This is a genomic window from Pseudomonas sp. LS.1a (assembly GCF_022533585.1).
GTDB lineage: Bacteria > Pseudomonadota > Gammaproteobacteria > Pseudomonadales > Pseudomonadaceae > Aquipseudomonas.
In genome coordinates this window covers 5,575,186-5,597,483 of record NZ_CP092827.1, presented here as the reverse complement: position 1 = coordinate 5,597,483, position 22,298 = coordinate 5,575,186, and the positions used below count along the sequence as shown (strand labels likewise).

The window sequence follows — 22,298 nt, the reverse complement described above, 5'->3', positions numbered from 1 at the left end:
AGGCTCCAGCTTTGGACGTCGGCGAACGACTGCAAGCCATCCGCAAGCTCAAGGGCCTGTCCCAGCGTGAACTCGCCAAGCGTGCCGGCGTGACCAACAGCACCATCTCGATGATCGAGAAGAACAGCGTGAGCCCGTCGATCAGCTCGCTGCGCAAGGTGCTGAGCGGCATTCCCATGTCCATGGTCGAGTTCTTCTCGGTCGAGCTGGAACCTGAAAGCCCCACGCAGATCGTCTACAAAGCCCATGAGCTGATCGACATCTCCGACGGTGCGGTGACCATGAAGCTGGTCGGCAAGTCGCACCCCAATCGTGCCATCGCCTTTCTCACCGAGGTGTATCCACCGGGTGCCGACACGGGGGCCGAAATGCTGACCCACGACGGCGAAGAAACCGGCATCCTGCTTGAAGGCCGCCTGGAGCTGGTGGTCGGCAACGAGATCTTCATCCTTGAAGAGGGCGACAGCTACTACTTCGAAAGCACCCGCCCGCACCGCTTTCGCAACCCGTTCGACCGGCCGGCGCGGTTGATCAGTGCGGCGACGCCTTCAAACTTTTGATCCAGCGCAGTGCATTGATTCGGCAATACCCCTTTCCCGTGTAGGGTCGTTTCACGGCCTCTGGGTTCCCGCTATACTTTTCAACGCTCGCCGATCCGTGGCCGCGAGCGTGATTAGCCACCATGAGGGTGTTCGCGTGAACCAAATCAAGAAGATGCTGGCCGTACCAGCAGCCGTATTCGCCCTCTGGGCAATGAGCGCAACCGCTGCGACCAATGATGACATCGCCAAGCGCCTGGAGCCGGTTGGCCAGGTGTGCGTCCAGGGTCAGGAGTGCAAGGGTATGGAAGTGGCCGCTGCCGCAGGTGGCGGTGGTGCCAAGACGCCGGACGAGATCATCGCCAAGCACTGCAATGCCTGCCATGGCTCCGGCCTGCTCGGCGCGCCGAAGATTGGCGATACCGCAGCGTGGAAGGAACGCGCCGACCACCAGGGCGGCCTGGATGGCATCCTGGCCAAGGCCATTACCGGCATCAACGCCATGCCGCCGAAAGGCACCTGCGCGGATTGCTCGGATGACGACCTGAAAGGGGCGATCAAGAAGATGTCCGGGCTGTGAGAGACAGCTGAATTGCATGAGGCCCGCCATTGATGGCGGGCTTTGTTTTTTGTGGTGCCTGTGCCGGCCCTTTCGCGGCTAAAGCCGCTCCCACAGGTACAGCACAAGACTCGCACAGGCAACCAACCCACCAAAGCCCATGTCCAACCCCTGAACCCATGGATGTCTCAGGAGGCCCCGATGCACCTCTGCTCCATCGACCAGGCCGTCGAGCAAGTCCTGTCGCGCCTGCCAGCCCACATCCACATGGGCCTGCCGCTGGGCCTGGGCAAGCCCAATGCCTTCGTCAACGCCCTCTATGCCCGCGTACGCGAGCTTCCCGAGCGGCAACTGACCATCTACACCGCCCTGTCCCTCGGCCGCCCATCACTGGGCGATGGCCTGCAGCGGCGCTTTCTGGAGCCCTTCGTCGAGCGCGTTTTCGCCGATTACGAAGAGCTCACCTACCTCGCCGACCTGCGCAACGACAGCCTGCCGCCGAACATCCGCGTGGAACAGTTCTTCATGCAGCCCGGCAGCCTGCTGCACAGCGTGTCGGCCCAGCAGGGCTACATCAGCAGCAACTACAGCCACGCCGCGCGCGACATCAACGCCAAGGGCCTGAACCTGATCGCGCAGCTGGTGGCCGCCACCCCCGAGAGGCCCGTGCACCTGAGCCTGGCCTGCAACCCTGACATCACCCTCGACCTGCTGCCGATGATCGCCAAGCGTCGCGCCGCCGGCGAAACCATCCTCATGCTCGGTCAGGTGCATGCCGAACTGCCTTACATGCCGGGTGACGCCGAGCTACCCATCGATGCGTTCGACCTGCTGATCGATACAGCCGAGCAACGCCGCCTGTTCTCCACGCCGAACATGCCGGTCAACACCCAGGACCATTGCATCGGCCTGCACGCCAGCAGCCTGGTACACGATGGCGGCACCCTGCAGATAGGCATTGGCGCCATGGGTGACGCGCTAACTGCTGCACTGCTGGCGCGCCAGGGCGACAACGCCGGCTATCGTGCCGTGCTCGACGCGCTGGATATCGGCCCGTGGCAAGCGCTGATCGAACGGGAAGGGGGCCTGGATACCTTCGCCCAGGGCCTGTACGGCTGCAGCGAAATGTTCGTCAACGGCCTGCTGGCGTTGGCCGATGCCGGCCTGTTGCGGCGCCCGGCGGATGAGCAGGGGGCAGCAGTGCTGCATGGCGGCTTCTTCCTCGGCCCCCAGGCGTTCTACCAGCGCTTGCGCGACATGCCGCTGGAACAGCGCGCACGGTTTGCCATGACGCGTATCAGCTTCATCAACGAGCTGTACGGGCAGGAGGAACTCAAGCGTCGCCAACGCCGCGATGCGCGCTTCATCAACACCGTGTTCGGCATGACCCTGCTTGGCGCCGGGGTGGCCGACCAGCTGGAGGATGGCCGGGTACTCAGTGGCGTGGGCGGGCAATACAATTTCGTCGCCCAGGGCCATGCGCTGGAGGGCGGGCGTTCGATCCTGCTGCTGCGCAGCTGGCGTGAGGCGGGCGGGGAGGTAACTTCGAACCTGTTCTGGAACTATGGCCATTGCACCATCCCCCGGCACCTGCGCGATATCGTGGTGACCGAGTACGGCATCGCCGACCTGCGTGGGCAGACCGACAGTGAGGTGATTGCGCGGTTGTTGGCGGTATGCGATTCGCGGTTCCAGCAGGGGCTGATCGAGCAGGCCAAGGACGCCGGCAAGCTGGCCAGGGATTTTCAACTGGAGGCGCGCTTTACCGACAACACGCCGCAGCGGCTGGAGGCGATCAGGGCGCGGCACTTGCGGTTGTTCCCGGAGTATCCGCTGGGCACGGACTTTACGGCTGAAGAACGGGATTTGCTGCGGGCGCTGAACTGGCTGAAGAGCAAGTTCAAGCTGAGCGAGGTGCTGGAGCTGGGCAAGGCAGCGCTGGATGCGCCGGGGCCGGAGGGCTATGCGAGGCACCTTGCGCGGATGCAGCTGGACCAGCCGCAGGGGCTGAAGGAAGAGCTTTACCAGCGGTTGCTGCTGGCGGGCTTACAGGCTGCAAAATAAGCGCTCGGACATACTGTCCCCTGTGGGAGCGGGTTTACCCGCGAATGCGATGGCGCATCCCAAATCGCCTTCGCGGGTAAACCCGCTCCCACAGAGATCGCGTAGCGGCCTTATTCGATGAAGGACACCACACCACCTTCCAGCGACTTCACCCGGGCCAGCGATTCAACGCGGTAGCCCTGGCTGTCCAGCTCGGCACGGCCGCCCTGGAACGACTTCTCGATCACGATACCCAGGCCGGCCACGGTAGCGCCGGCTTGCTTGATGATCGAGATCAGCGCCTGCGACGCCTTGCCGTTGGCCAGGAAGTCGTCGATCACCAGTACGCGGTCGCTGCTGTTGAGGTGACGTGGCGAGATGGCCACGGTGTTCTCGGTCTGCTTGGTGAAGGAGTATACCGAGGCGGTCAGCAGGTTCTCGGTCAGGGTCAGCGACTGGTGCTTGCGGGCGAAGATCACCGGCACGCCCAGCTTCAGGCCAGTCATCACCGCCGGGGCAATGCCCGAGGCTTCGATGGTGACGATCTTGGTCACGCCCGCGTCCGCGAACAGGCGGGCGAACTCGTCACCGATCAGCTGCATCAGCGCAGGGTCGATCTGGTGATTGAGAAACGCGTCGACTTTGAGAACCTGATCGGAAAGCACGATGCCTTCTTCGCGAATCTTCTGATGCAGTGCTTCCACTGTGGTATTCCTCGATGTAACAAAGGTGGCCGCAAATGGCGGCAAATTTAAAGAGTAATGGTTGATCAGCGTTTGAGCATTGCCCGGATATCGGCCAGGGCGTTGTTGCCCCGTGCGGCCTTTACCTCGACCGGCGCATCGTCCAGGCCTTCCCAGGCCAGGTCTTCCGGTGGCAGTTCATCGAGGAACCGGCTGGGCGTGCAGTCGATGATTTCTCCGTACTGCTTGCGCTTGGCGGCGAAGGTGAAGGCCAGGGTCTGGCGCGCGCGGGTGATGCCCACGTAGGCCAGGCGGCGTTCCTCTTCGATGGTGTCGGCCTCGATGCTGGAGCGGTGCGGGAGAATTTCCTCTTCCATGCCCATGATGAACACGTAGGGGAACTCCAGGCCCTTGGAGGCATGCAGGGTCATCATCTGCACACCTTCGGCGTTCTCTTCCTCTTCCTGCTGGCGCTCGAGCATGTCGCGCAGCACCAGCTTGCCGATGGCGTCCTCGATGGTCATGTCACCCTCTTCGTCCTTTTCGAGGGTGTTCTTCAGCGCTTCGACCAGGAACCAGACGTTGCTGATGCGAAACTCCGCAGCCTTGTCGCTGGCGGTCTGCTGGCGGATCCAGTTCTCGTAGTCGATATCGCGGATCATCTCGTGCAGCGCGGCAATCGGGTCTTCCAGGGCGACCTTGTGGCGCACCCCGTCCAGCCAGTGCTTGAAGCGCTGCAAACGCTCGGTGTAGCGGGCGTCCAGGTGCTCACCGAGGCCCAGTTCCTCGCTGGCGGCGTACATCGAAATCTTGCGCTCGGTGGCGTAGTTGCCGAGCTTTTCCAGGGTGGTGGAGCCGATTTCCCGACGTGGCACGTTGATAACCCGCAGGTAGGCGTTGTCATCGTCCGGGTTTACCAGCAGGCGCAGGTAGGCCATCAGGTCCTTGACCTCCTGGCGGCCGAAGAAGCTGTTGCCGCCCGACAGGCGATACGGCACCTGGTGGTGCTGCAGCTTCAGTTCGATCAGCTTGGCCTGGTAGTTGCCGCGGTAGAGGATGGCAAAGTCGCTGTACGGGCGGTTGGTGCGCAGGTGCAGGGTGAGGATTTCCATGGCCACGCGTTCGGCCTCGGCTTCCTCGTTCTTGCAGCGGATGACGCGGATCTCGTCGCCCACGCCCATCTCGCTCCACAGCTGCTTCTCGAACGCGTGCGGGTTGTTGGCGATCAGCACGTTGGCGCAGCGCAGGATGCGGCTGGTGGAGCGGTAGTTCTGCTCCAGCATCACCACTTTCAGGGAGGGGTAGTCCTCCTTGAGCAGCATCAGGTTTTCCGGCCGGGCGCCACGCCAGGCGTAGATCGACTGGTCGTCGTCACCCACCACGGTGAACTGGTTGCGCATGCCGATCAGCATCTTCACCAGCAGGTACTGGCTGGCGTTGGTGTCCTGGTATTCGTCCACCAGCAGGTAGCGCACGCGGTTCTGCCAGCGTTCCAGCACATCGGGGTGCTCCTGGAACAGCTTGACCGGCAGCAGGATCAGGTCGTCGAAATCCACCGCGTTGAACGCCTTGAGCGTGCGCTGGTAGTGGGTGTAGACGATGGCGGCGGTCTGCTCGCGCGGGTTGCGCGCCTTCTCCAGGGCCTCTGCGGGCAGGATCAGGTCGTTCTTCCAGGCACCGATCATGTTCTTGATCTCGTCGATGCCGTCGTCGCCGGAGTATTCCTTCTGCATGATGTCCGACAGCAACGCCTTGATGTCGGACTCGTCGAAGATCGAGAAGCCCGGCTTGTAGCCCAGGCGCTCGTGCTCCCTGCGGATGATGTTCAGGCCCAGGTTGTGGAAGGTGCACACCGTCAGGCCACGGCCTTCCCCCGGACGCAGCAGGGTGCCGACCCGTTCCTTCATCTCGCGTGCGGCCTTGTTGGTAAAGGTCATCGCCACGATGTACTGGGCACGGATGCCGCAGTTCTGGATGAGGTGGGCAATCTTGCGCGTGATCACGCTGGTCTTGCCCGAGCCTGCACCGGCGAGCACCAAAAGAGGGCCGCCGACATAGTCACGGGCTTCTTGCTGCCGGGGATTGAGTCGGGACATGCTAGAAACCGGGGGTCGCCAGAAAATAGCCGCGCATTCTAACAGGCATGGGGTGGTTGTGGCGCGACCGTCTGACGTCTGAGTCAAATATGTAAACGGGATTTGCCGGCTGGCGCAGTTTCGCGCAGGATGCACGACAAAATACGTCGGGATGCTACGCCCGTAAAAACATGTATTAAAGTGAAAATCATTTCCATTAATGCAGTAGCATACCTGGCAGTTTCCGTTGCACCGTGAAGCCCTAAGGAGCCCGCTTGTCCACGCCTGTCGAACCATTGCGTTTGCTGCTGTTGGCCGATGAGCCGGAATGGGCCGCGCTGCTACGCGCGTGCATGCCTGCCCTGGGTGGCAGCGCCGTGCTGCTGACGGCGCCAAACTGGGAGGCGGTCGACAGCCTGTTCAACCAGGACCGCCAGGCTGTCGTGCTGGCAACCCCGGCCCTGCAACCGGCGCCCGGGCGCTGCGAGTTGCCGACCATCCTGCTGCTCGACCATGAGCCCCAGGTAGCGCCCAGCGCCGTCAGTGACTGGCTGGTGCATGACCAGCTCAATGCCGACACCTTGCGCCGCTCGCTGCGCCATGTGCGCGAGCGCGGTGTGCTGGTGGCCACCTTGCAGCGTCTGGCCGAGCAGGACCCGCTGACCGGTATCGCCAACCGCCAGGGTTTCCAGGCCTTGCTGACCGCGCGCCTGGCCGAGAACGACGGCCGCGGCCTTGCCCTCGGCCATCTGGACCTGGACAACTTCCGCCATGTCAACGATGCCCTCGGCCACCAGAGCGGCGACCGCCTGATCCTGCAGGTGGTGGCACGCCTGAAGCAGCAACTGGAGGCGGGCGACCAGCTGGCGCGGCTGGGCAGCGACGAGTTTGCCCTGCTGATCGACACCCGGCGCGACCCCAACCGTGCCGAATGGATTGCCGAGCGGATTGTCGAGGCGTTGGCCGAGCCCTACTGGATCGACGGCGAAAGCCTGCTGCTGGGCTGCAGCCTGGGCCTGGCCCATGCCCGCGCCCAGGGTGGCGCCGACCCGCTGATGTGGCACGCGCACATCGCCATGCGCCAGGCCAAGGGCAGCCAGGGTTGCACCTTCCATGTGTTCAACGAACGCATCAACCGCAATGCCCGTAGCCTGGCCGACCTGGAAAGCGAACTGCGCCGCGCCCTGCGCCGTGACGAGCTGGAGCTGCATTACCAGCCGCGGTTGAACCTGGCCGACGGGCGTATCGTCGGCCTCGAGGCGCTGGTGCGCTGGCGGCATGCCGAGCGCGGCCTGTTGCCGCCCAGCGAGTTCGTGCCGCTGGCCGAGCAGAGCGGCCTGATCGTGCCGCTGGGCTACTGGGTGATTTCCCGCGCCCTGCATGACATGCAGGCGCTGTGCGAGCGCGGCCTGGAGCCGCTGCACATGGCGGTCAACCTGAGCTTCCGCCAGTTCCAGGACAGCCAGCTGCTGGCGACCTTGAGCCGCCTGATTCTCGAGCATGGCGTGGATGCCCGCTGGCTGGAGTTCGAGCTGACCGAAACGGCGGTGATGCGCCGCAACGAGCTGGTGCGCCAGACCATGGACGCCCTGGGGCGCCTGGGCGTGCGCTTCTCGCTCGATGATTTCGGTACCGGGTTTTCTTCGTTCGTGCACCTGAACAGCCTGCCGATCACCTTGCTCAAGGTGGACCGCAGCTTTGTCGCGGAAATGGAAATGCGCGAGGAGAACCGCAAGCTGGTACACGCCATGATCAACCTGGCGCACAACCTCAACCTCGAAGTGGTGGCCGAAGGGGTGGAGAGTGAAGAGCAAATGGCGTTGTTGCGCGGGTTTGGCTGTGACCAGGTTCAAGGCTTCCTGGTCAGCAAGCCGCTGCCGGTGGGGGAGTTGATGGAGTTCTTGCTGCAGGCGACTGGCTGCCAGTTGGGCGCAGCCCTTTAGGGCCCTTTCGCGGGTGAACCCGCTCCCACAGGCTTTGCACAGGATTCAGACCCTGCGCAGTCCCTGTGGGAGCGGGTTTACCCGCGAAGAGGCCCGCAAGTCAGGCCGAAGCCGTAGCCGCGCCACCCATCCCGGCCTTACCCAAAAGCCGCTTCATGCGCCACTCAAAGCCAAAGGTCAGCGCCACCGCCGCACACGCCAACCCCAACGCCAGCCCCCACCACACTCCGACCGCACCACCGCCCAGGTTGAAGGTGAACAGCCAGGCACTCGGCGCCCCCACCAGCCAGTAGCACACCAGCCCGATCAGGAAGGTGGTCCTGGCATCCTTCAGCCCACGGATCGAGCCCATCGCAATCGTCTGCATGCCATCGAACAGCTCGAACCACGCCGCCACCATCAGCAACTGCACCGCCAGCTGGAAGATCGCCGCAAATGCCGGGTCGTCACGGTCGATGAACAGCCCCACCAGCGTATCGGGCAGCAGCCAGAACAGCGCGGCGAAGGCAAACATGATCATCGCCCCGAAGCCGATGCCCACCCGCCCGGCGCTGCGCGCTGCCAGCAGGTTGCCGGCGCCGTAGTACAGCCCCACGCGCATGGTCACCGCATACGACAACCCGGTCGGCACCATGAACGCCGTGGAGACGATCTGCAGGGCGATCTGGTGCGCCGCCAGCTCGGTACTGCCCAGCACGCCCATGCACAGCGCAGCGAAGGCGAACAGGCCGACTTCCACCATGTAGGTGCCGCCAATCGGCAGGCCCAGCCGCCACAGCTCGCGCAGGGCCGGCAACGACGGGCGCGACAGGCCCTTGCACAGCGGGTAGGCGGCATAGGCCGGGTGCCAGCGGATATACAGCGCCAGGGCAATGGCCATGCCCATCGACACCACCGCGGTGACCAGGCCGATGCCCATCAGGCCCAGCTTGGGCAGGCCGAACATGCCTTCGATCAACGCTACGTTGAACAGGTAGTTAAGCACCGTGCCGACCAGGCTGATGACCATCACCGGGGTCGAGCGGCCCAGCGCGCTGGTGAAACCGCGCAAGGCCATGAAGGTCAGGTAGCCGGGCAGGGCCAGTGGCAGCAGGGTGAGGAATTCGGCGGCCGAAGCAACGTTCTCGGGCTTTTGCCCGAACAGCAGCAATACCGGCTCCAGGTTCCACAGCACCAGCGCAGCGAACAGCGCCAGGCCCCAGGCCAGCCACAGGCCGCCCTGTGCCAGGCGGGTGGCACCGTCGATGTCGTTGGCGCCCTTGCGAATCGCCACCAGGGTGCCGACCGCCGCGATCACGCCCAGGCAGAAGATCGACACGAACGAGTAGCTCGCCGCGCCCAGGCCGCCGCCAGCCAGGGCTTGCGGGCTGATGCGGGCCATCATCAAGGTATCGGTCAGCACCATCAGCATATGCGCCAACTGCGAGGCGATCAGCGGCCCGGCCAGGCGCAGCAAAGCCTTGAGTTCTGTGGTGGGCGCGACATGCATGGGGGCAGTCCTTTTCCTGGGGTGATCAACGAAGGGCGATTCTGAGGCTTTGGTCAACTTTGCACAAAAGGATAAAAGCGATCATTGGCATGAGTCTGACTCATGCATATATGCTTTCCGGTGATTCGCTCCACAGCCCCTTATGGCAGGTACCTCATGTCCCGTCAGCTCCCCCCGCTGTATGCCCTGCGCGCATTCGAAGCCGCCGCGCGGCTAAGCTCCTTCACCCGTGCCGGCGAAGAGCTGTCGATCACCCAGAGCGCGGTCAGCCGGCATATCCGCACGCTGGAGGAGCACTTTGCCTGCCGCCTGTTCGTGCGCAGCGGCCGCAGCCTGCAACTGACCGAAGCGGCGCGGGTGCTGCTGCCCGGTGTGCGCGAAGGCTTTGCCGCGCTGGAGCGGGCTTGCGATACCTTGCGCGGTGAAGATGACATCCTGCGCATGAAGGCCCCCTCGACCCTGACCATGCGCTGGTTGCTGGCGCGTCTGAGCCGCTTTCGCCATTTGCAGCCTGGCAATGAAGTGCAGCTGACCAGCGCCTGGATGGATGTCGACCATGTGGACTTCAACCAGGAACCGTTCGATTGCGCGGTATTGCTCAGCGACGGCGTGTTCCCGCCGGACTGGGAAGTGCGCAAGTTGTTCCCGGAGTTGCTGATCCCCGTGGGTGCGCCAGACCTGCTCGACGAGGAACCCTGGGACGAGCGCCGGCTGGCCTGCATCGAGTTGCTGCACCCCACGGTGGACAAGCGCGACTGGCGGGAGTGGCTGGAGCGCATGGGGCTGAGTGACAAGGTTTCGCTCAAGGGCGGGCAGGTGTTCGACACCCTGGAGCTGGGCATGATTGCCGCGGCGCGTGGCTATGGCATTTCCATGGGCGATTTGCTGATGGTGGCCGAGGATGTGGCACAGGGGCGCTTGAGCCTGCCGTGGCCGACGGCGGTGCCCAGCGGGATGGATTATTACCTGGTGTGGCCGCGCACTCGGCCAGGGGGCGAGCGGTTGCGGCGTTTGAGCGCGTTTCTGGAAGAGGAGGTGGCGGCGATGGATTTGCCGGATGTGCAGATTCTGCCGCCCCTCTGATCGCTTGTACCGGCCTCTTCGCGGGTAAACCCGCTCCCACAGGTCAAGCGTAGGCCTGTGGGAGCGGGTTTACCCGCGAAGAGGCCGCAATGCCTTACATCGAGCCCAGATTCAGAGCCTGTGCACACGCCTGCAGCGACCGGCGCTCACTCTGTGCATACAACGCCAGCTCATCCTGTACCTGCAGCCCCAGCGCCTCTTCGAACGCGTCGCGGTTGGCGTTGCTGCCGTACTCTGCCTGCGCATCGTCACCCAGGTTGGACTGGAAGATCCCCGCCGCGCTCACCGGCAGGAAGTCCTCGTACACCAGCGCCTCGAAGTGCACATGGCCAGCCTCGATCAGCCCCTCCAGTGTGGTCGGGCGGTCATCCTGGTCGCGCGCGGCCAGGCCTTTTTCGGTGGCGAAGTAGCGGAAGTAGGCCAGGCCCTGTTCACGCATCTGCGCCAGGTCATCCGGGAATTCGGCAAAGGTGTCCTTCAACAACGCCATGTAGCGTTCGGCATTGGCCTCGGCCGGGGCGCCACCCAGGGCGGCGCGGGTGGCGTCGAGCAGCTTGTCGTACAGCTGGCGACCTTTCGGCGTCAGTGCCGCGCCGCGTTGCTCGATTTCGCCGAAGCGCGCGGTATGGCTGCCTTCGCTGCCCTGCTGGTCGCTGAACGCAACCTTTTCCTGCAGGGCCTTGAAGCTGGTCTGGCGCAGCAGGATCGGGTGACGGCGGGTGGGCGGACCTTCGACCACGGCCTTCGGCGGGATGCCTTTGGCCGGCATGCCGAGCTGGATTGCATCGATGTCCAGGGTGCGCGGGGTCAGGTGGTTGATGTGCGGGCCCTTGAAGGCCACCACATCGGCGATCAGGCGGTGCTGGTCGTGCAACTGCTGGTACTGCTCGGCAGTGACGGTGGCGTCATGGTGCCAGCGGAAGGTGTGCAGCGCTTCCTGCACGAACGCCTCGGCATCGACGGCGTTCAGGCCGCCATCGCGCTCGCACTGGGCGATCAGTTCGAGGGCGCGGGCGGTGAAGATCTGGCGCTTGGCCAGGATGCTTTCGGCCAGCTGGCGCAGCTGCGGGTTGTCGATCAGCTCCAGGCGCAGCAGCGAGGTGAATACGCGGAACGGGCTGACGTGCAGCGACTGCTCGTGCACCGCGCGGAAGGCGGTGGAATGCACCGGCACGCCGGCGGAGCTGAGGTCGTAGTAGCCGACCGGCTGCATGCCCATGACCGCGAACAGCCGGGCGATGGTGGCCAGCTCTGCGGCGGTGCCGACGCGGATGGCACCATGGCGCTCCTGGTCCAGCCGCTCGATTTCGCCGGTCCAGCGCAGGGCCTCGGCAACCTCGGGTTGCTGGGCCATGACTTGCTGGTTGATTTCGCTCACCAGCTCCAGCAGCGTGCCGTACAGGGGCACTTCCTGTTTGTACATGAGCGACATGGCGGCAGAGAACTGCGCGCGGATGCTGTCGGGGCTGACGAAATCGTTGGCGGGCATCGCTAGCTTCCTGGTTGGGTTCGGACGCTTACATGAAAGCTGGGAATGCACTTGGCTCACAAGCGAAAAAAAGTGAGTGTGTCATTCCTTTTTTGATCGACCTCAAGGGCCCTTTCGCGGGTACCTCACAGGGCTCAGGCCTTGCGCGATACCTGTGGGAGCGGGTTCACCCGCGAAGAGGCCATCAAGCCTGAAGCTGCTCGCGAATCCACTCCACCAATGCCCTTACCTTGGGCACCTCCGCCGCATGCTCGGCATACGCCAGATAATGCGCCCCGGCACTGCGCATCGCATGGTTCCAAGGTACCACCAGACTCCCCTCGGCCAACTCCTTCGCCGCCAGGTAGCGCGGCACCAACGCCACCCCGCACCCGGCCTGCGCCGCGCTCAAGGCCATATAGAACGTATCGAAGCGCGGCCCGTGGTAGGCGCTGACGCTCTGCAAGCCCAATTCCAGGAACCACTCGTGCCAGGCCTCGGGCCGCGAGGTGCTCTGTAGCAGCACCAGTTCGGCCAGCTCCCCGGCATCGTTCAGTTCACGCCCGGCCAGCAGCTCCGGTGCACATACCGGCACCACCTCTTCACGGAACAGTTCCACGCAGGTGGCCCCCGGCCAGGTGCCCTGGCCATAGAAGAACACCACGTCCGCCGAGCCCTGCAGCAGGGCGAACGGCTCCATCTCGTTGCGGATGTCCAGGTGGATGTTGCCGTGGCGCTTGCCAAAGCCCTTGAGGTGCGGGATCAACCAGCGCACGCCAAAACTCGGTTGAGTGGCTACCTTCAGTATCTCGGTCTGCTCGCCGTAGGTGAGCACGTAGCGGCTGGACATGTCGACCTGGGTGAGGATCTTGTTGACCTCGGCCAGGTACAGGCTGCCCGCCGGCGTCAGCTGCAGGCGGCGGCGGATACGCAGGAACAGGTGGTGGCGCAACATGTCTTCAAGCTGCGCCACCTGCTTGCTGACCGCACTCTGGGTCAGGTGCAGCTCTTCGGCGGCTCGGGTAAAGCTCAAATGGCGGGCTGCAGCTTCAAAGCACTGCAGGGCGGTCATGGAGGGCACCAGGCGTTTGGACATAGCGGTCTCTGCGGCTCAAATCATTACCTGACGGAATGATATGCGGAATAAAGGTCGTTTGTTGTACCTATGTGATCGGATTAATACTGATCCACATCATTTTTCCACCCCATCACCCGATGTAGGAGAAGCACAAATGGTTGCTGGATTGCTCGAGCGCCTTGGCGTTGCCGCCGAGGCTTACACCCAGGGCGACTACCCTGTTCACACGCCGATCGACGGCAGCCAGATCGCCTCGGTGAAACTGCTCGGCAAGGCCGAGACCATCGCCCGCATCGATCAGGCCCAGAGCGCCTTCGAAGCCTGGCGCAGCGTGCCGGCCCCGCGCCGTGGCGAGCTGGTGCGCCTGTTCGGCGAAGTGCTGCGTGAGCACAAGGCCGACCTCGGCGAGCTGGTATCGATCGAAGCCGGCAAGATCACCCAGGAAGGCCTGGGCGAAGTGCAGGAAATGATCGACATCTGCGACTTCGCCGTTGGCCTGTCGCGCCAGCTGTACGGCCTGACCATCGCTTCCGAGCGCCCTGGCCACCACATGCGTGAAACCTGGCACCCGCTGGGCGTGGTCGGCGTGATCAGCGCCTTCAACTTCCCGGTCGCCGTCTGGGCCTGGAACACCGCCCTGGCCCTGGTCGCCGGTAACTCCGTGGTGTGGAAGCCGTCCGAGAAGACCCCGCTGACCGCCCTGGCCTGCCAGGCGCTGTTCGAAAAAGCCCTGAAAGCCTTCGGCGATGCCCCGGCTGGCCTGGCACAACTGGTGATTGGCGGCCGTGAAGCTGGCGAAGCGATGGTCGACGACCCGCGCGTGCCACTGGTCAGCGCCACCGGTAGCACCCGCATGGGGCGCGAAGTCGGCCCACGTGTGGCTGCCCGCTTCGGTCGCAGCATCCTCGAGCTGGGCGGCAACAACGCCATGATCCTGGCCCCGAGCGCCGACCTCGACCTGGCCGTGCGCGGCATCCTGTTCTCTGCAGTCGGCACCGCCGGCCAGCGTTGCACCACCCTGCGCCGCCTGATCGTGCACCGCTCGATCAAGGACGAAGTGGTTGCCCGCGTCAAAGCCGCCTACGGCAAGGTGCGCATCGGCGACCCACGCAAGGACAACCTGGTGGGCCCACTGATCGACAAGCAGTCGTTCGACGCCATGCAGGGCGCGCTGGCCAAGGCCCGCGACGAAGGTGGCCAGGTGTTTGGTGGCGAGCGTCAGCTGGCCGACCAGTACCCGAACGCCTACTACGTGTCGCCTGCCATTGCCGAAATGCCGGCGCAGAGCGACGTGGTGCGCCACGAAACCTTCGCCCCGATCCTGTACGTGCTGGCCTACGACGACTTCGAAGAGGCCCTGCGCCTGAACAACGAAGTGCCACAAGGCCTGTCGTCGTGCATCTTCACCACCGACATCCGTGAAGCCGAACGCTTCCAGAGCGCCTCGGGCAGCGACTGCGGCATCGCCAACGTCAACATCGGTACCAGCGGCGCCGAGATCGGCGGTGCGTTCGGTGGCGAGAAGGAGACTGGCGGTGGCCGTGAGTCCGGTTCGGATGCCTGGAAAGGCTACATGCGTCGCCAGACCAACACCGTGAACTACTCGCGCGAGCTGCCGCTGGCGCAGGGTATCGTGTTCGACTGATCGGCTGATGCTGCATGGCCGGGGGCCTGGCCCCCGGTTCGCGGGTAAACCCGCTCCCACAGGTACAACACAGTTTTCGAAACCTGTGATGCACCTGTGGGAGCGGGTTTACCCGCGAATGGGTCGCACAACGGCCCCAAACAAGAACAAATTGCTGGAGCCGGGCCATGTCCGAACTGCGTCAAGAATGCTTGTGGGAATTCGTCAGCAAACCGACCGTCGCCGCCCAGGCCCTGGCCGGTGAGCACAAGGCCGATGTCTGCGTGATCGGTGGCGGCATTACCGGCCTGTCGGCGGCCATCCACCTGCTCGAACAGGGCAAGTCGGTGATCCTGCTGGAGGCCTGGAAGATCGGGCACGGTGGCTCCGGGCGCAACGTCGGCCTGGTCAACGCCGGCACCTGGATCCGCCCCGACGATGTCGAGGCCACTCTCGGCCAGCAGCAGGGCAGCCGCCTGAACAAGGTCCTCGGTGAAGCGCCGGCTGAAGTGTTCGCCATGATCGAACGCCTTGGCATCGATTGCCAGGCCCAGCACAAAGGCACGCTGCACATGGCGCACAACGCCACCGGTATCGCCGACCTCGAGGCTCGCCACGAACAATGGCGTCGCCGTGGTGCCGACGTGGAGCTGTTGACCGGCGCCCAGTGCCAGGAATACTGCGGCACCGACAAGATCTCCGCCGCGCTGCTCGACCGCCGCGCCGGCACCATCAACCCCATGGGCTACACCCAAGGCCTGGCCGCAGCGGTGGCGCGCCTGGGCGGCAAGCTGTTCCAGCAGTCTTCGGTCGAAGGCCTGGAGCGTGACGGCGATGCCTGGCGGGTGAAGACCGCACGCGGTTCGGTGCGCGCCGAGAAGGTGGTGATTTCCACCGGCGCCTACACCGAAGGCGACTGGAGCAACCTGCAGAAGCAGTTCTTCCGTGGCTATTACTACCAGGTGGCGTCCAAGCCGTTGCAGGGCGCTGCAGCCGACAAGGTGCTGCCCCATGGCCAAGGCTCGTGGGACACCCGCACCGTGCTCAGCAGCATCCGTCGCGACGACCAGGGCCGCCTGCTGCTCGGCAGCCTGGGCCGGGTCGACAACAAGCCGGCGTGGTTCGTGCGCAGCTGGGCCGACCGGATCCAGAGCCACTACTACCCCGAGTTGGGCAAGGTCGAGTGGGAAATGCACTGGACCGGCTGCATCGACTTCACCCCCGACCACCTGATGCGGCTGTTCGAGCCGGCGCCGGGGCTGGTGGCGGTGACCGGGTACAACGGGCGGGGTAATACCACCGGGACCGTGATTGGCCGGGCGTTTGCCGAGTTCTTGCTGAAGGGGGAGGCGAGCAGCCTGCCGATTCCGTTTTCGCCGATGAAGGGCGTGAGTGCGCCCTCGCTGCGGACGGCGTTCTATGAGTCCGGGTTCTCGCTGTACCACGCGGGGCAATGTTTGAGAGTTGTGTTGTAAGTACTGGCCTCTTCGCGGGTAAACCCGCTCCTACAGGTACTGCGCAGCGTTCTGAGTGTGCGCGGTCTCTGTGGGAGCGGGTTTACCCGCGAAGGGGCCAGCACAGGCTTACTTGTGCAACCAGCTGAGGAAGCCGCCTTTCTTGATCGAAACCGGTTTTTGCAGCAACAACGACTCCCGGTTCTGACGCCGGAACCGCTGCAACTTGCTCAATGCCGTCTGCACATCGCCGCGTTGCACCAGGCAGCTCTTCACCTGTTCCTTGTCGATCCGATACAGCACGCAACCGGTCAGCGTGCGGAACTCGGCCAGCGAGTCCTCCTCGTCGACGATCCCCTCGATCCCCAGCACCTCGCCTGGGCCCATGCGCCCGGCCTCGACCAGTTTGTCGCCATCGCGGATCGACGCCGAAACCACCCCGCTGCCAATCACCAGCAAATGATCGGAATGCTCGCCCACGCCCAGAATCACCTGGTCCGCCAGGTATTCCACGGTCGTCATGCGCTGGCTCAGCGCATCGCGCTCTTCACTGCTCAGCGAGCGGAACACCCGCACCTCGTCCAGCACCTCGCGCTGGCGGCTGCGGGGAGGCATGGCCAGGTCGGCGTTCCACATCACCCCGCTGGCCTCCAGGTGGCGGTGGGCCAGGTCGAACAACTGGTTGCGCGCGTCGCCTTTGGCGCCCGCATCGGCCACGTAACCGCTGGCTTCGTACTCCACGGACTCCAGCGTCGAGGCTTTCACCGTCACCTTTGGTTTTGGTGTTGCAAGAATGGCACTCACGCCTTGCAAGGCCTTTTCCAGCGCATCGAACACCCGCTTGGGCCGCACCTTGGCCGGCACCACCACGCTGATCGACACCCCGTGCACATCGGCCGGGCGGCTGTGGTTGAGCAGCCGGGCCTTGGCCGCCACCGAGTTGGGGATTACCGCCAGGCTGCCGGTGCTGGTGAGCAGGCGGGTGGCGCGCCAGTCGATTTCCAGCACCTTGCCGTCGGTGCCGTCGATGGAGATCGAGTCGCCAATCTGATACGGCCGCGTGGTGTTCAGGATGATGCCACTGAATACGTCGGCCAGTGTGCTCTGCAGCGCCAGGCCGATGACGATGGCCATTACCCCTGACGTGGCCAGCAGGCCCTTCACCGGCAACTGCAATACATAGCCTGCGGCAGCGACCACGGCAGCCAGGAAGATCAGCGCGCCCAGCACATCCTGCAGCAAACGCCCGCCGTGGCTGCCACGGGCACCCAGCAACAGGCCGAACACCACCGTCACCGTGCGCGCACCGAACAGCCACCAGCCTATCGCCAGTACCGTGGCAATCAGGTTGCGCGAGACATCATCGGGCCAGGGTGGCGGTTGCAGCGGGCTCATGCCGGCGGCCACCAGCAACGAGCTGAACAGCAGGAACAGCACCAGCCGCGCGCCTATGCGCCAGGCCCGCTGCTGTAGAGGTATCAGTTGCCAGAGCACAAGATCGAGCAGGATCAGGGCAGTGCCGAGCAGCAACGGGTATGACTGGATGAACGCCAGCATGGTGGTCTCGGGTAAGGGGAGGGCTGTGGGTAGTAATAGAGCAGGTTGGCCGGGCAGGCAATGGGGCCTGTGCCGGCCTCTTCGCGGCTAAAGCCGCTCCCACAGGTACTGCGCACGATTCAAATCCAGCGCAATCCCTGTGGGAGCGGCTTTAGCCGCGAAAGGGCCGGTACAGCCCACACAAAACCATCGTTCATAAAACAGAACGCTAGAGCCAAAAACTGCTATCTACCGCCAAAAAGGTCATGGTTTTAATCTTCTCCCATCAACGCGAAACACCCCACTTACTGAAAAAATCAAAACCCTTGGGAGCAACGACCATGACCAACTTCAAATACAACCGCCTGAACAAAGACGACGCCGCTGTCCTGCTGGTCGACCACCAGGCTGGCCTGCTGTCCCTGGTCCGTGACATCGAGCCGGACGCGTTCAAGAACAACGTGCTGGCCCTGGCCGACCTGGCCAAGTTCTTCAACCTGCCGACCATCCTCACCACCAGCTTCGAGCAAGGCCCCAACGGCCCGCTGGTACCAGAGCTGAAAGCCCTGTTCCCGGACGCCCCGTACATCGCCCGCCCAGGCCAGATCAACGCCTGGGACAACGAAGACTTCGTCAAGGCGGTGAAGGCCACCGGCAAGAAGCAACTGATCATCGCCGGCGTGGTGACTGAAGTGTGCGTAGCCTTCCCGGCGCTGTCGGCCCTGGAGGAAGAGTTCGAAGTGTTCGTGGTCACTGATGCCTCCGGCACCTTCAACGCGATGACCCGCGACGCCGCCCACGACCGCATGAGCCAGGCCGGCGCACAACTGATGACCTGGTTCGGCGTGGCCTGTGAGCTGCACCGCGACTGGCGCAACGACATCGAAGGGCTGGCCGCGCTGTGCTCCAACCACATCCCGGACTACCGCAACCTGATCACCAGCTACAACGCTTTCAACGCCAACAAGTAAGCCTGATGCGCGGGCACCGCAAACCGGTGCCCGCCAAGGCAGCACACCTGTCCAATCCTGCGCCCGTCCGCCGTTGCACAGTGGATGCGGGCAAGCTCATCCCAAGGAACGCCGATGAACACCGCACCCCAAGACAACCGCAACGTGGTGACCCTGGTCATCCAGCACAAGGTTCGCGCCGCGTCGCTGGCGGCCTACGAAGCATGGCTCAAGCGCACGGTCAGCACCGCGCGCCGCCAGCCGGGGCACCTGGACGTCAACGTCATCCGCCCTGACGACGGCGGGCTGCATTTCACCACCGTGGTGCGCTTCGCCGATGCCAGCCTGCTGCAGGCCTGGGTCAACTCGGCCGAGCGCCAGACACTGGTAAGCGAAGTACTGCCGCTGCTCGAGGGTGGTGACCACACCCAGGTGCACGACGACCCGGAATTCTGGTTCACCCCGCCGAGCACCAACGCAGCGCAACCGCCGCGCTGGAAGCAGGCGCTGCTGACCTATCTGGTGATCTGCCCGATGACCATGATCATTCCACACCTGCTGGCGCCGCTGTTTGCACGCTTCCCGCAGTTGGGGGGCGCGATCACCAGCAACCTGATCGTCAACCTGTTCGTCATCCTGCCCGTGGTGTTCTACATCATGCCTTGGGTAACCCGCCGCTGCGCCAACTGGCTGCGCGGCTGAGCCAGGCCTTTACCTCGACATTTTCAAGGAGATACCGACATGAGCACGTTCGTTACCCGCGATGGCACTTCGATCTACTTCAAGGACTGGGGCAGCGGCAAGCCTGTGCTGTTCAGCCACGGCTGGCCACTGGATGCCGACATGTGGGATTCGCAGATGGAATACCTGGCCAGCCGCGGCTACCGCGCCATTGCTTTCGACCGCCGTGGTTTCGGCCGTTCGAGCCAGCCGTGGAGCGGCTACGACTACGACACCTTCGCCGATGACATCGCCCAGCTGATCGAACACCTCGACCTGCGCGACGTGACCTTGGTGGGCTTCTCGATGGGTGGCGGTGACGTCAGCCGCTACATCGCCCGCCACGGCAGCGAGCGGGTGGCCGGGCTGGTGCTGCTGGGCGCGGTAACGCCGGTGTTCGGCAAGCGTGACGACAACCCTGAAGGTGTCGACCTGTCGGTGTTCGAGGGTATCCGCGCCGGCCTGCGTGCCGACCGCGCGCAGTTCATCGCCGATTTTGCGGCGCCGTTCTATGGCATCAACCATGGGCAGCAGGTGTCCCAAGGGGTGCAGACCCAGACCCTGAACATCGCGCTGATGGCGTCGATCAAGGGCACTTTGGATTGCGTGACCGCCTTCTCCGAAACCGACTTCCGTCCGGATATGGCCAAGGTCGATGTGCCGACTCTGGTGATCCACGGTGATGACGACCAGATCGTGCCGTTGGAGAGCACCGGCAAGCGGGCGGCGGAGCTGATTCGCGGGGCTGAGCTGAAGGTGTATGCGGGGGCGCCGCACGGGTTTGCGGTGACTCATGCACAGCAGCTGAATGAGGACTTGCTGGCATTCCTCCAGAAGTAATGGTGGGAGGCATTCGCGGGTAAACCCGCTCCCACAGGGACCGCGCACACTCAGAACGCTGCGCAGTACCTGTAGGAGCGGGTTTACCCGCGAAGAGGCCAGCACAGGCAGCACAAATGCCGAACGGGGCTAACCTTCAACCACCCACCGCACATCCATCCAAGCCTTGCCCCTACACCAACCGGCATGCTCTGCAGTTGCGCCTGCCGCCGCCGCACCCAGAGACGGAGAACCCCATGTCCCAGGACCGCAACGACAAGACCCGTCGCCAGTTCCTCGCCACCAGCACCGTGCTCGGTGCCGCCGGCGCGCTCTGGTCCGCATTGCCTTTTACCGGTTCCGCTTACGCATCCACCCAAGGAGGTTCCATGACCGCCGATCTGATCCTGTTCAACGGCAAACTGCACACCGTTGATCGTGAAAAGCCCACCGCGACCGCCGTCGCCATCAAGGATGGCCGTTTCATCGCCGTGGGCAACGACGCCGAGGCCATGGCCCACAAGGGCGCCACCACGCAGATCATCGACCTCAAGCAGCGCACGGTCATCCCTGGCCTGAACGACTCGCACCTGCACCTGATCCGGGGTGGCCTGAACTACAACCTGGAACTGCGCTGGGAGGGCGTGCCTTCGGTGGCCGATGCCCTGCGCATGCTCAAGGACCAGGCTGCACGTACGCCCACCCCGCAGTGGGTGCGCGTGGTCGGTGGCTGGAACGAGTTCCAGTTCGCCGAAAAACGCATGCCGACCCTGGAAGAAATCAACCAGGCCGCGCCGGACACCCCGGTATTCCTGCTGCACCTGTATGACCGTGCATTGCTCAACCGCGCCGCACTCAAGGCTGTCGGCTACACCAAGGACACTCCCAACCCGCCGGGCGGCGAGATCCAGCGCGACAAGTTCGGCAACCCGACCGGCATGCTCATCGCCCGCCCCAACGCGATGATCCTCTACGCCACCCTGGCCAAAGGGCCGAAACTGCCGCTGGAATACCAGGTCAACTCCACCCGCCAGTTCATGCGCGAGCTCAACCGCCTGGGCCTGACCAGTGCCATCGATGCCGGCGGCGGCTACCAGAACTTCCCGGACGACTATCAGGTGATCCAGGAGCTGGCCGACAACAACCAGCTGACCGTGCGCATTGCCTACAACCTGTTCACCCAGAAGCCCAAGGAAGAGCTGGACGACTTCCGCAAGTGGACCTCCAGCGTGAAGCTGCACAGTGGTACCGACTTCCTGCGCCACAACGGCGCCGGCGAAATGCTGGTGTTCTCTGCCGCCGACTTCGAGGACTTCCTCGAACCGCGTCCGGACCTGCCGCAGACCATGGAGCAAGAGCTGGAGCCGGTGGTGCGTCATCTGGTCGAGCAGCGCTGGCCGTTCCGCCTGCACGCCACCTACAACGAATCGATCACGCGCATGCTCGACGTGTTCGAGAAGGTCAACCGCGACATCCCGTTCAATGGCCTGCCGTGGTTCTTCGACCACGCCGAAACCATCACCCCGCAGAACATCGAGCGCGTGCGTGCGCTTGGCGGCGGTATCGCCATCCAGGACCGCATGGCCTTCCAGGGTGAGTACTTCGTCGACCGCTACGGCGCCAAGGCGGCCGAGCAGACCCCGCCGATCAAGCGCATGCTGGAGATGGGCGTGCCGGTCGGCGCCGGTACCGACGCCACCCGCGTGTCCAGCTACAACCCGTGGACCTCGCTGTACTGGTTGGTCAGCGGCAAGACCGTCGGTGGCATGGAGCTGTACCCGGAAGGTCTCAGCCGTGACACTGCGCTGCAACTGTTCACCCAGGGCAGCGCCTGGTTCTCCAGCGAGCAGGGCAAGAAGGGCCAGATCAAGGTGGGCCAGCTGGCCGACCTGGCGGCGCTGTCGCTGGACTTCTTCAGTGTCGATGAAGAGGCGATCAAAGGTATCGAGTCGGTACTTACCGTGGTCGATGGCAAGGTAGTGTATGGCGCGGCGGAATTCGACAAGCTCGGCCCGCCCCAGGTGCCGGTGCTGCCGGAGTGGTCGCCGGTGACCAAGGTGCCGGGCCACTGGCGCGTGGGCACGCCGTCGCTGGCAGCCGCCGTGCACCAGTGCAGCGGGCCATGCGGGGTGCATGCGCACAGCCATGAAAAGGCACGGCATTCGAGCGTGCCGGTGAATGACTACCAGGGCTTCTGGGGTGCGCTGGGTTGCTCGTGCTTCGCGTTCTAAGCTG

17 protein-coding genes are annotated in these 22,298 nt (G+C 64.2%); 11 read left to right on the top strand and 6 right to left on the bottom strand.

Going from position 1 to position 22,298, the window contains the following annotated elements:
- Nucleotides 1-11: 11 nt before the first annotated feature.
- The 3 genes from MKK04_RS25745 to MKK04_RS25735 all read left to right on the top strand — a co-directional run bounded on the left by MKK04_RS25745 (nucleotide 12) and on the right by MKK04_RS25735 (nucleotide 3,162).
- Complete coding sequence (locus tag MKK04_RS25745; protein ID WP_013974777.1) at nucleotides 12-560, top strand: cupin domain-containing protein; 549 nt, start codon at nucleotides 12-14, stop codon at nucleotides 558-560.
- Nucleotides 561-714: 154 nt separating this feature from the next.
- On the top strand, nucleotides 715-1,119 hold the full coding sequence (locus tag MKK04_RS25740) for a c-type cytochrome (protein ID WP_038408395.1): 405 nt from the start codon (nucleotides 715-717) through the stop codon (nucleotides 1,117-1,119).
- A gap of 180 nt (nucleotides 1,120-1,299) precedes the next feature.
- Nucleotides 1,300-3,162, top strand: coding sequence for an acetyl-CoA hydrolase/transferase C-terminal domain-containing protein (locus tag MKK04_RS25735; protein WP_241106094.1), 1,863 nt, complete (start codon nucleotides 1,300-1,302; stop codon nucleotides 3,160-3,162).
- A 110-nt stretch (nucleotides 3,163-3,272) separates the two neighbouring features.
- On the opposite strand, the gene MKK04_RS25730 is transcribed toward MKK04_RS25735, so the two are convergent.
- A complete protein-coding gene (locus tag MKK04_RS25730) occupies nucleotides 3,273-3,845 on the bottom strand; it encodes a xanthine phosphoribosyltransferase (protein WP_003253535.1) in 573 nt (190 codons plus the stop codon).
- Between the two features lie 65 nt (nucleotides 3,846-3,910).
- Entirely contained in the window at nucleotides 3,911-5,920 is a 2,010-nt protein-coding gene (gene rep / locus MKK04_RS25725) for a DNA helicase Rep (RefSeq protein WP_063912216.1), read from the bottom strand.
- Between the two features lie 254 nt (nucleotides 5,921-6,174).
- Here rep and MKK04_RS25720 point away from each other — a divergent pair, with 254 nt between their 5' ends.
- Nucleotides 6,175-7,842 carry a putative bifunctional diguanylate cyclase/phosphodiesterase gene (locus MKK04_RS25720; RefSeq protein ID WP_063912215.1) on the top strand — a complete coding sequence of 556 codons (1,668 nt, stop codon included), beginning with the start codon at nucleotides 6,175-6,177 and terminating at the stop codon, nucleotides 7,840-7,842.
- 100 nt (nucleotides 7,843-7,942) lie between these two features.
- On the opposite strand, the gene MKK04_RS25715 is transcribed toward MKK04_RS25720, so the two are convergent.
- Complete coding sequence (locus MKK04_RS25715) at nucleotides 7,943-9,331, bottom strand: NorM family multidrug efflux MATE transporter (RefSeq protein ID WP_241106093.1); 1,389 nt, start codon at nucleotides 9,329-9,331, stop codon at nucleotides 7,943-7,945.
- A 156-nt stretch (nucleotides 9,332-9,487) separates the two neighbouring features.
- Between MKK04_RS25715 and MKK04_RS25710 the strand changes: the two genes are divergently transcribed.
- A complete protein-coding gene (locus MKK04_RS25710) occupies nucleotides 9,488-10,414 on the top strand; it encodes a LysR substrate-binding domain-containing protein (protein ID WP_063912213.1) in 927 nt (308 codons plus the stop codon).
- 94 nt (nucleotides 10,415-10,508) lie between these two features.
- Here MKK04_RS25710 and hglS read toward each other — a convergent pair whose 3' ends face one another.
- Both hglS and MKK04_RS25700 read right to left on the bottom strand, forming a co-directional pair.
- Nucleotides 10,509-11,903, bottom strand: coding sequence for a 2-oxoadipate dioxygenase/decarboxylase HglS (hglS, locus tag MKK04_RS25705; protein ID WP_207837552.1), 1,395 nt, complete (start codon nucleotides 11,901-11,903; stop codon nucleotides 10,509-10,511).
- Between the two features lie 184 nt (nucleotides 11,904-12,087).
- Nucleotides 12,088-12,978 (bottom strand): LysR family transcriptional regulator, encoded by an 891-nt coding sequence (locus MKK04_RS25700; RefSeq protein WP_063912211.1) that lies wholly within the window; start codon nucleotides 12,976-12,978, stop codon nucleotides 12,088-12,090.
- Between the two features lie 136 nt (nucleotides 12,979-13,114).
- On the opposite strand from MKK04_RS25700, the gene amaB reads away from it, so the two are divergent.
- Nucleotides 13,115-14,605, top strand: a complete 1,491-nt coding sequence (amaB, locus tag MKK04_RS25695) for an L-piperidine-6-carboxylate dehydrogenase (protein ID WP_003253547.1) — start codon at nucleotides 13,115-13,117, stop codon at nucleotides 14,603-14,605.
- A gap of 167 nt (nucleotides 14,606-14,772) precedes the next feature.
- Nucleotides 14,773-16,059, top strand: coding sequence for an L-pipecolate oxidase (gene amaA / locus MKK04_RS25690; protein ID WP_207837551.1), 1,287 nt, complete (start codon nucleotides 14,773-14,775; stop codon nucleotides 16,057-16,059).
- A gap of 108 nt (nucleotides 16,060-16,167) precedes the next feature.
- Here amaA and MKK04_RS25685 read toward each other — a convergent pair whose 3' ends face one another.
- Nucleotides 16,168-17,595 carry a mechanosensitive ion channel family protein gene (locus MKK04_RS25685; protein ID WP_241106092.1) on the bottom strand — a complete coding sequence of 476 codons (1,428 nt, stop codon included), beginning with the start codon at nucleotides 17,593-17,595 and terminating at the stop codon, nucleotides 16,168-16,170.
- Nucleotides 17,596-17,915: 320 nt separating this feature from the next.
- On the opposite strand from MKK04_RS25685, the gene ycaC reads away from it, so the two are divergent.
- From ycaC to MKK04_RS25665, 4 genes are all read left to right on the top strand, one after another.
- Nucleotides 17,916-18,545 carry an isochorismate family cysteine hydrolase YcaC gene (gene ycaC, locus MKK04_RS25680; protein ID WP_085691498.1) on the top strand — a complete coding sequence of 210 codons (630 nt, stop codon included), beginning with the start codon at nucleotides 17,916-17,918 and terminating at the stop codon, nucleotides 18,543-18,545.
- Between the two features lie 114 nt (nucleotides 18,546-18,659).
- Nucleotides 18,660-19,226, top strand: a complete 567-nt coding sequence (locus MKK04_RS25675; RefSeq protein WP_082888279.1) for an antibiotic biosynthesis monooxygenase — start codon at nucleotides 18,660-18,662, stop codon at nucleotides 19,224-19,226.
- A 39-nt stretch (nucleotides 19,227-19,265) separates the two neighbouring features.
- Nucleotides 19,266-20,084, top strand: coding sequence for an alpha/beta fold hydrolase (locus MKK04_RS25670; protein ID WP_063912206.1), 819 nt, complete (start codon nucleotides 19,266-19,268; stop codon nucleotides 20,082-20,084).
- Nucleotides 20,085-20,320: 236 nt separating this feature from the next.
- The gene (locus MKK04_RS25665) at nucleotides 20,321-22,294 is read left to right on the top strand and encodes an amidohydrolase (RefSeq protein ID WP_241106091.1); all 1,974 of its coding nucleotides are present in this window, start codon (nucleotides 20,321-20,323) and stop codon (nucleotides 22,292-22,294) included.
- The last annotated feature ends 4 nt before the right edge of the window (nucleotides 22,295-22,298 follow it).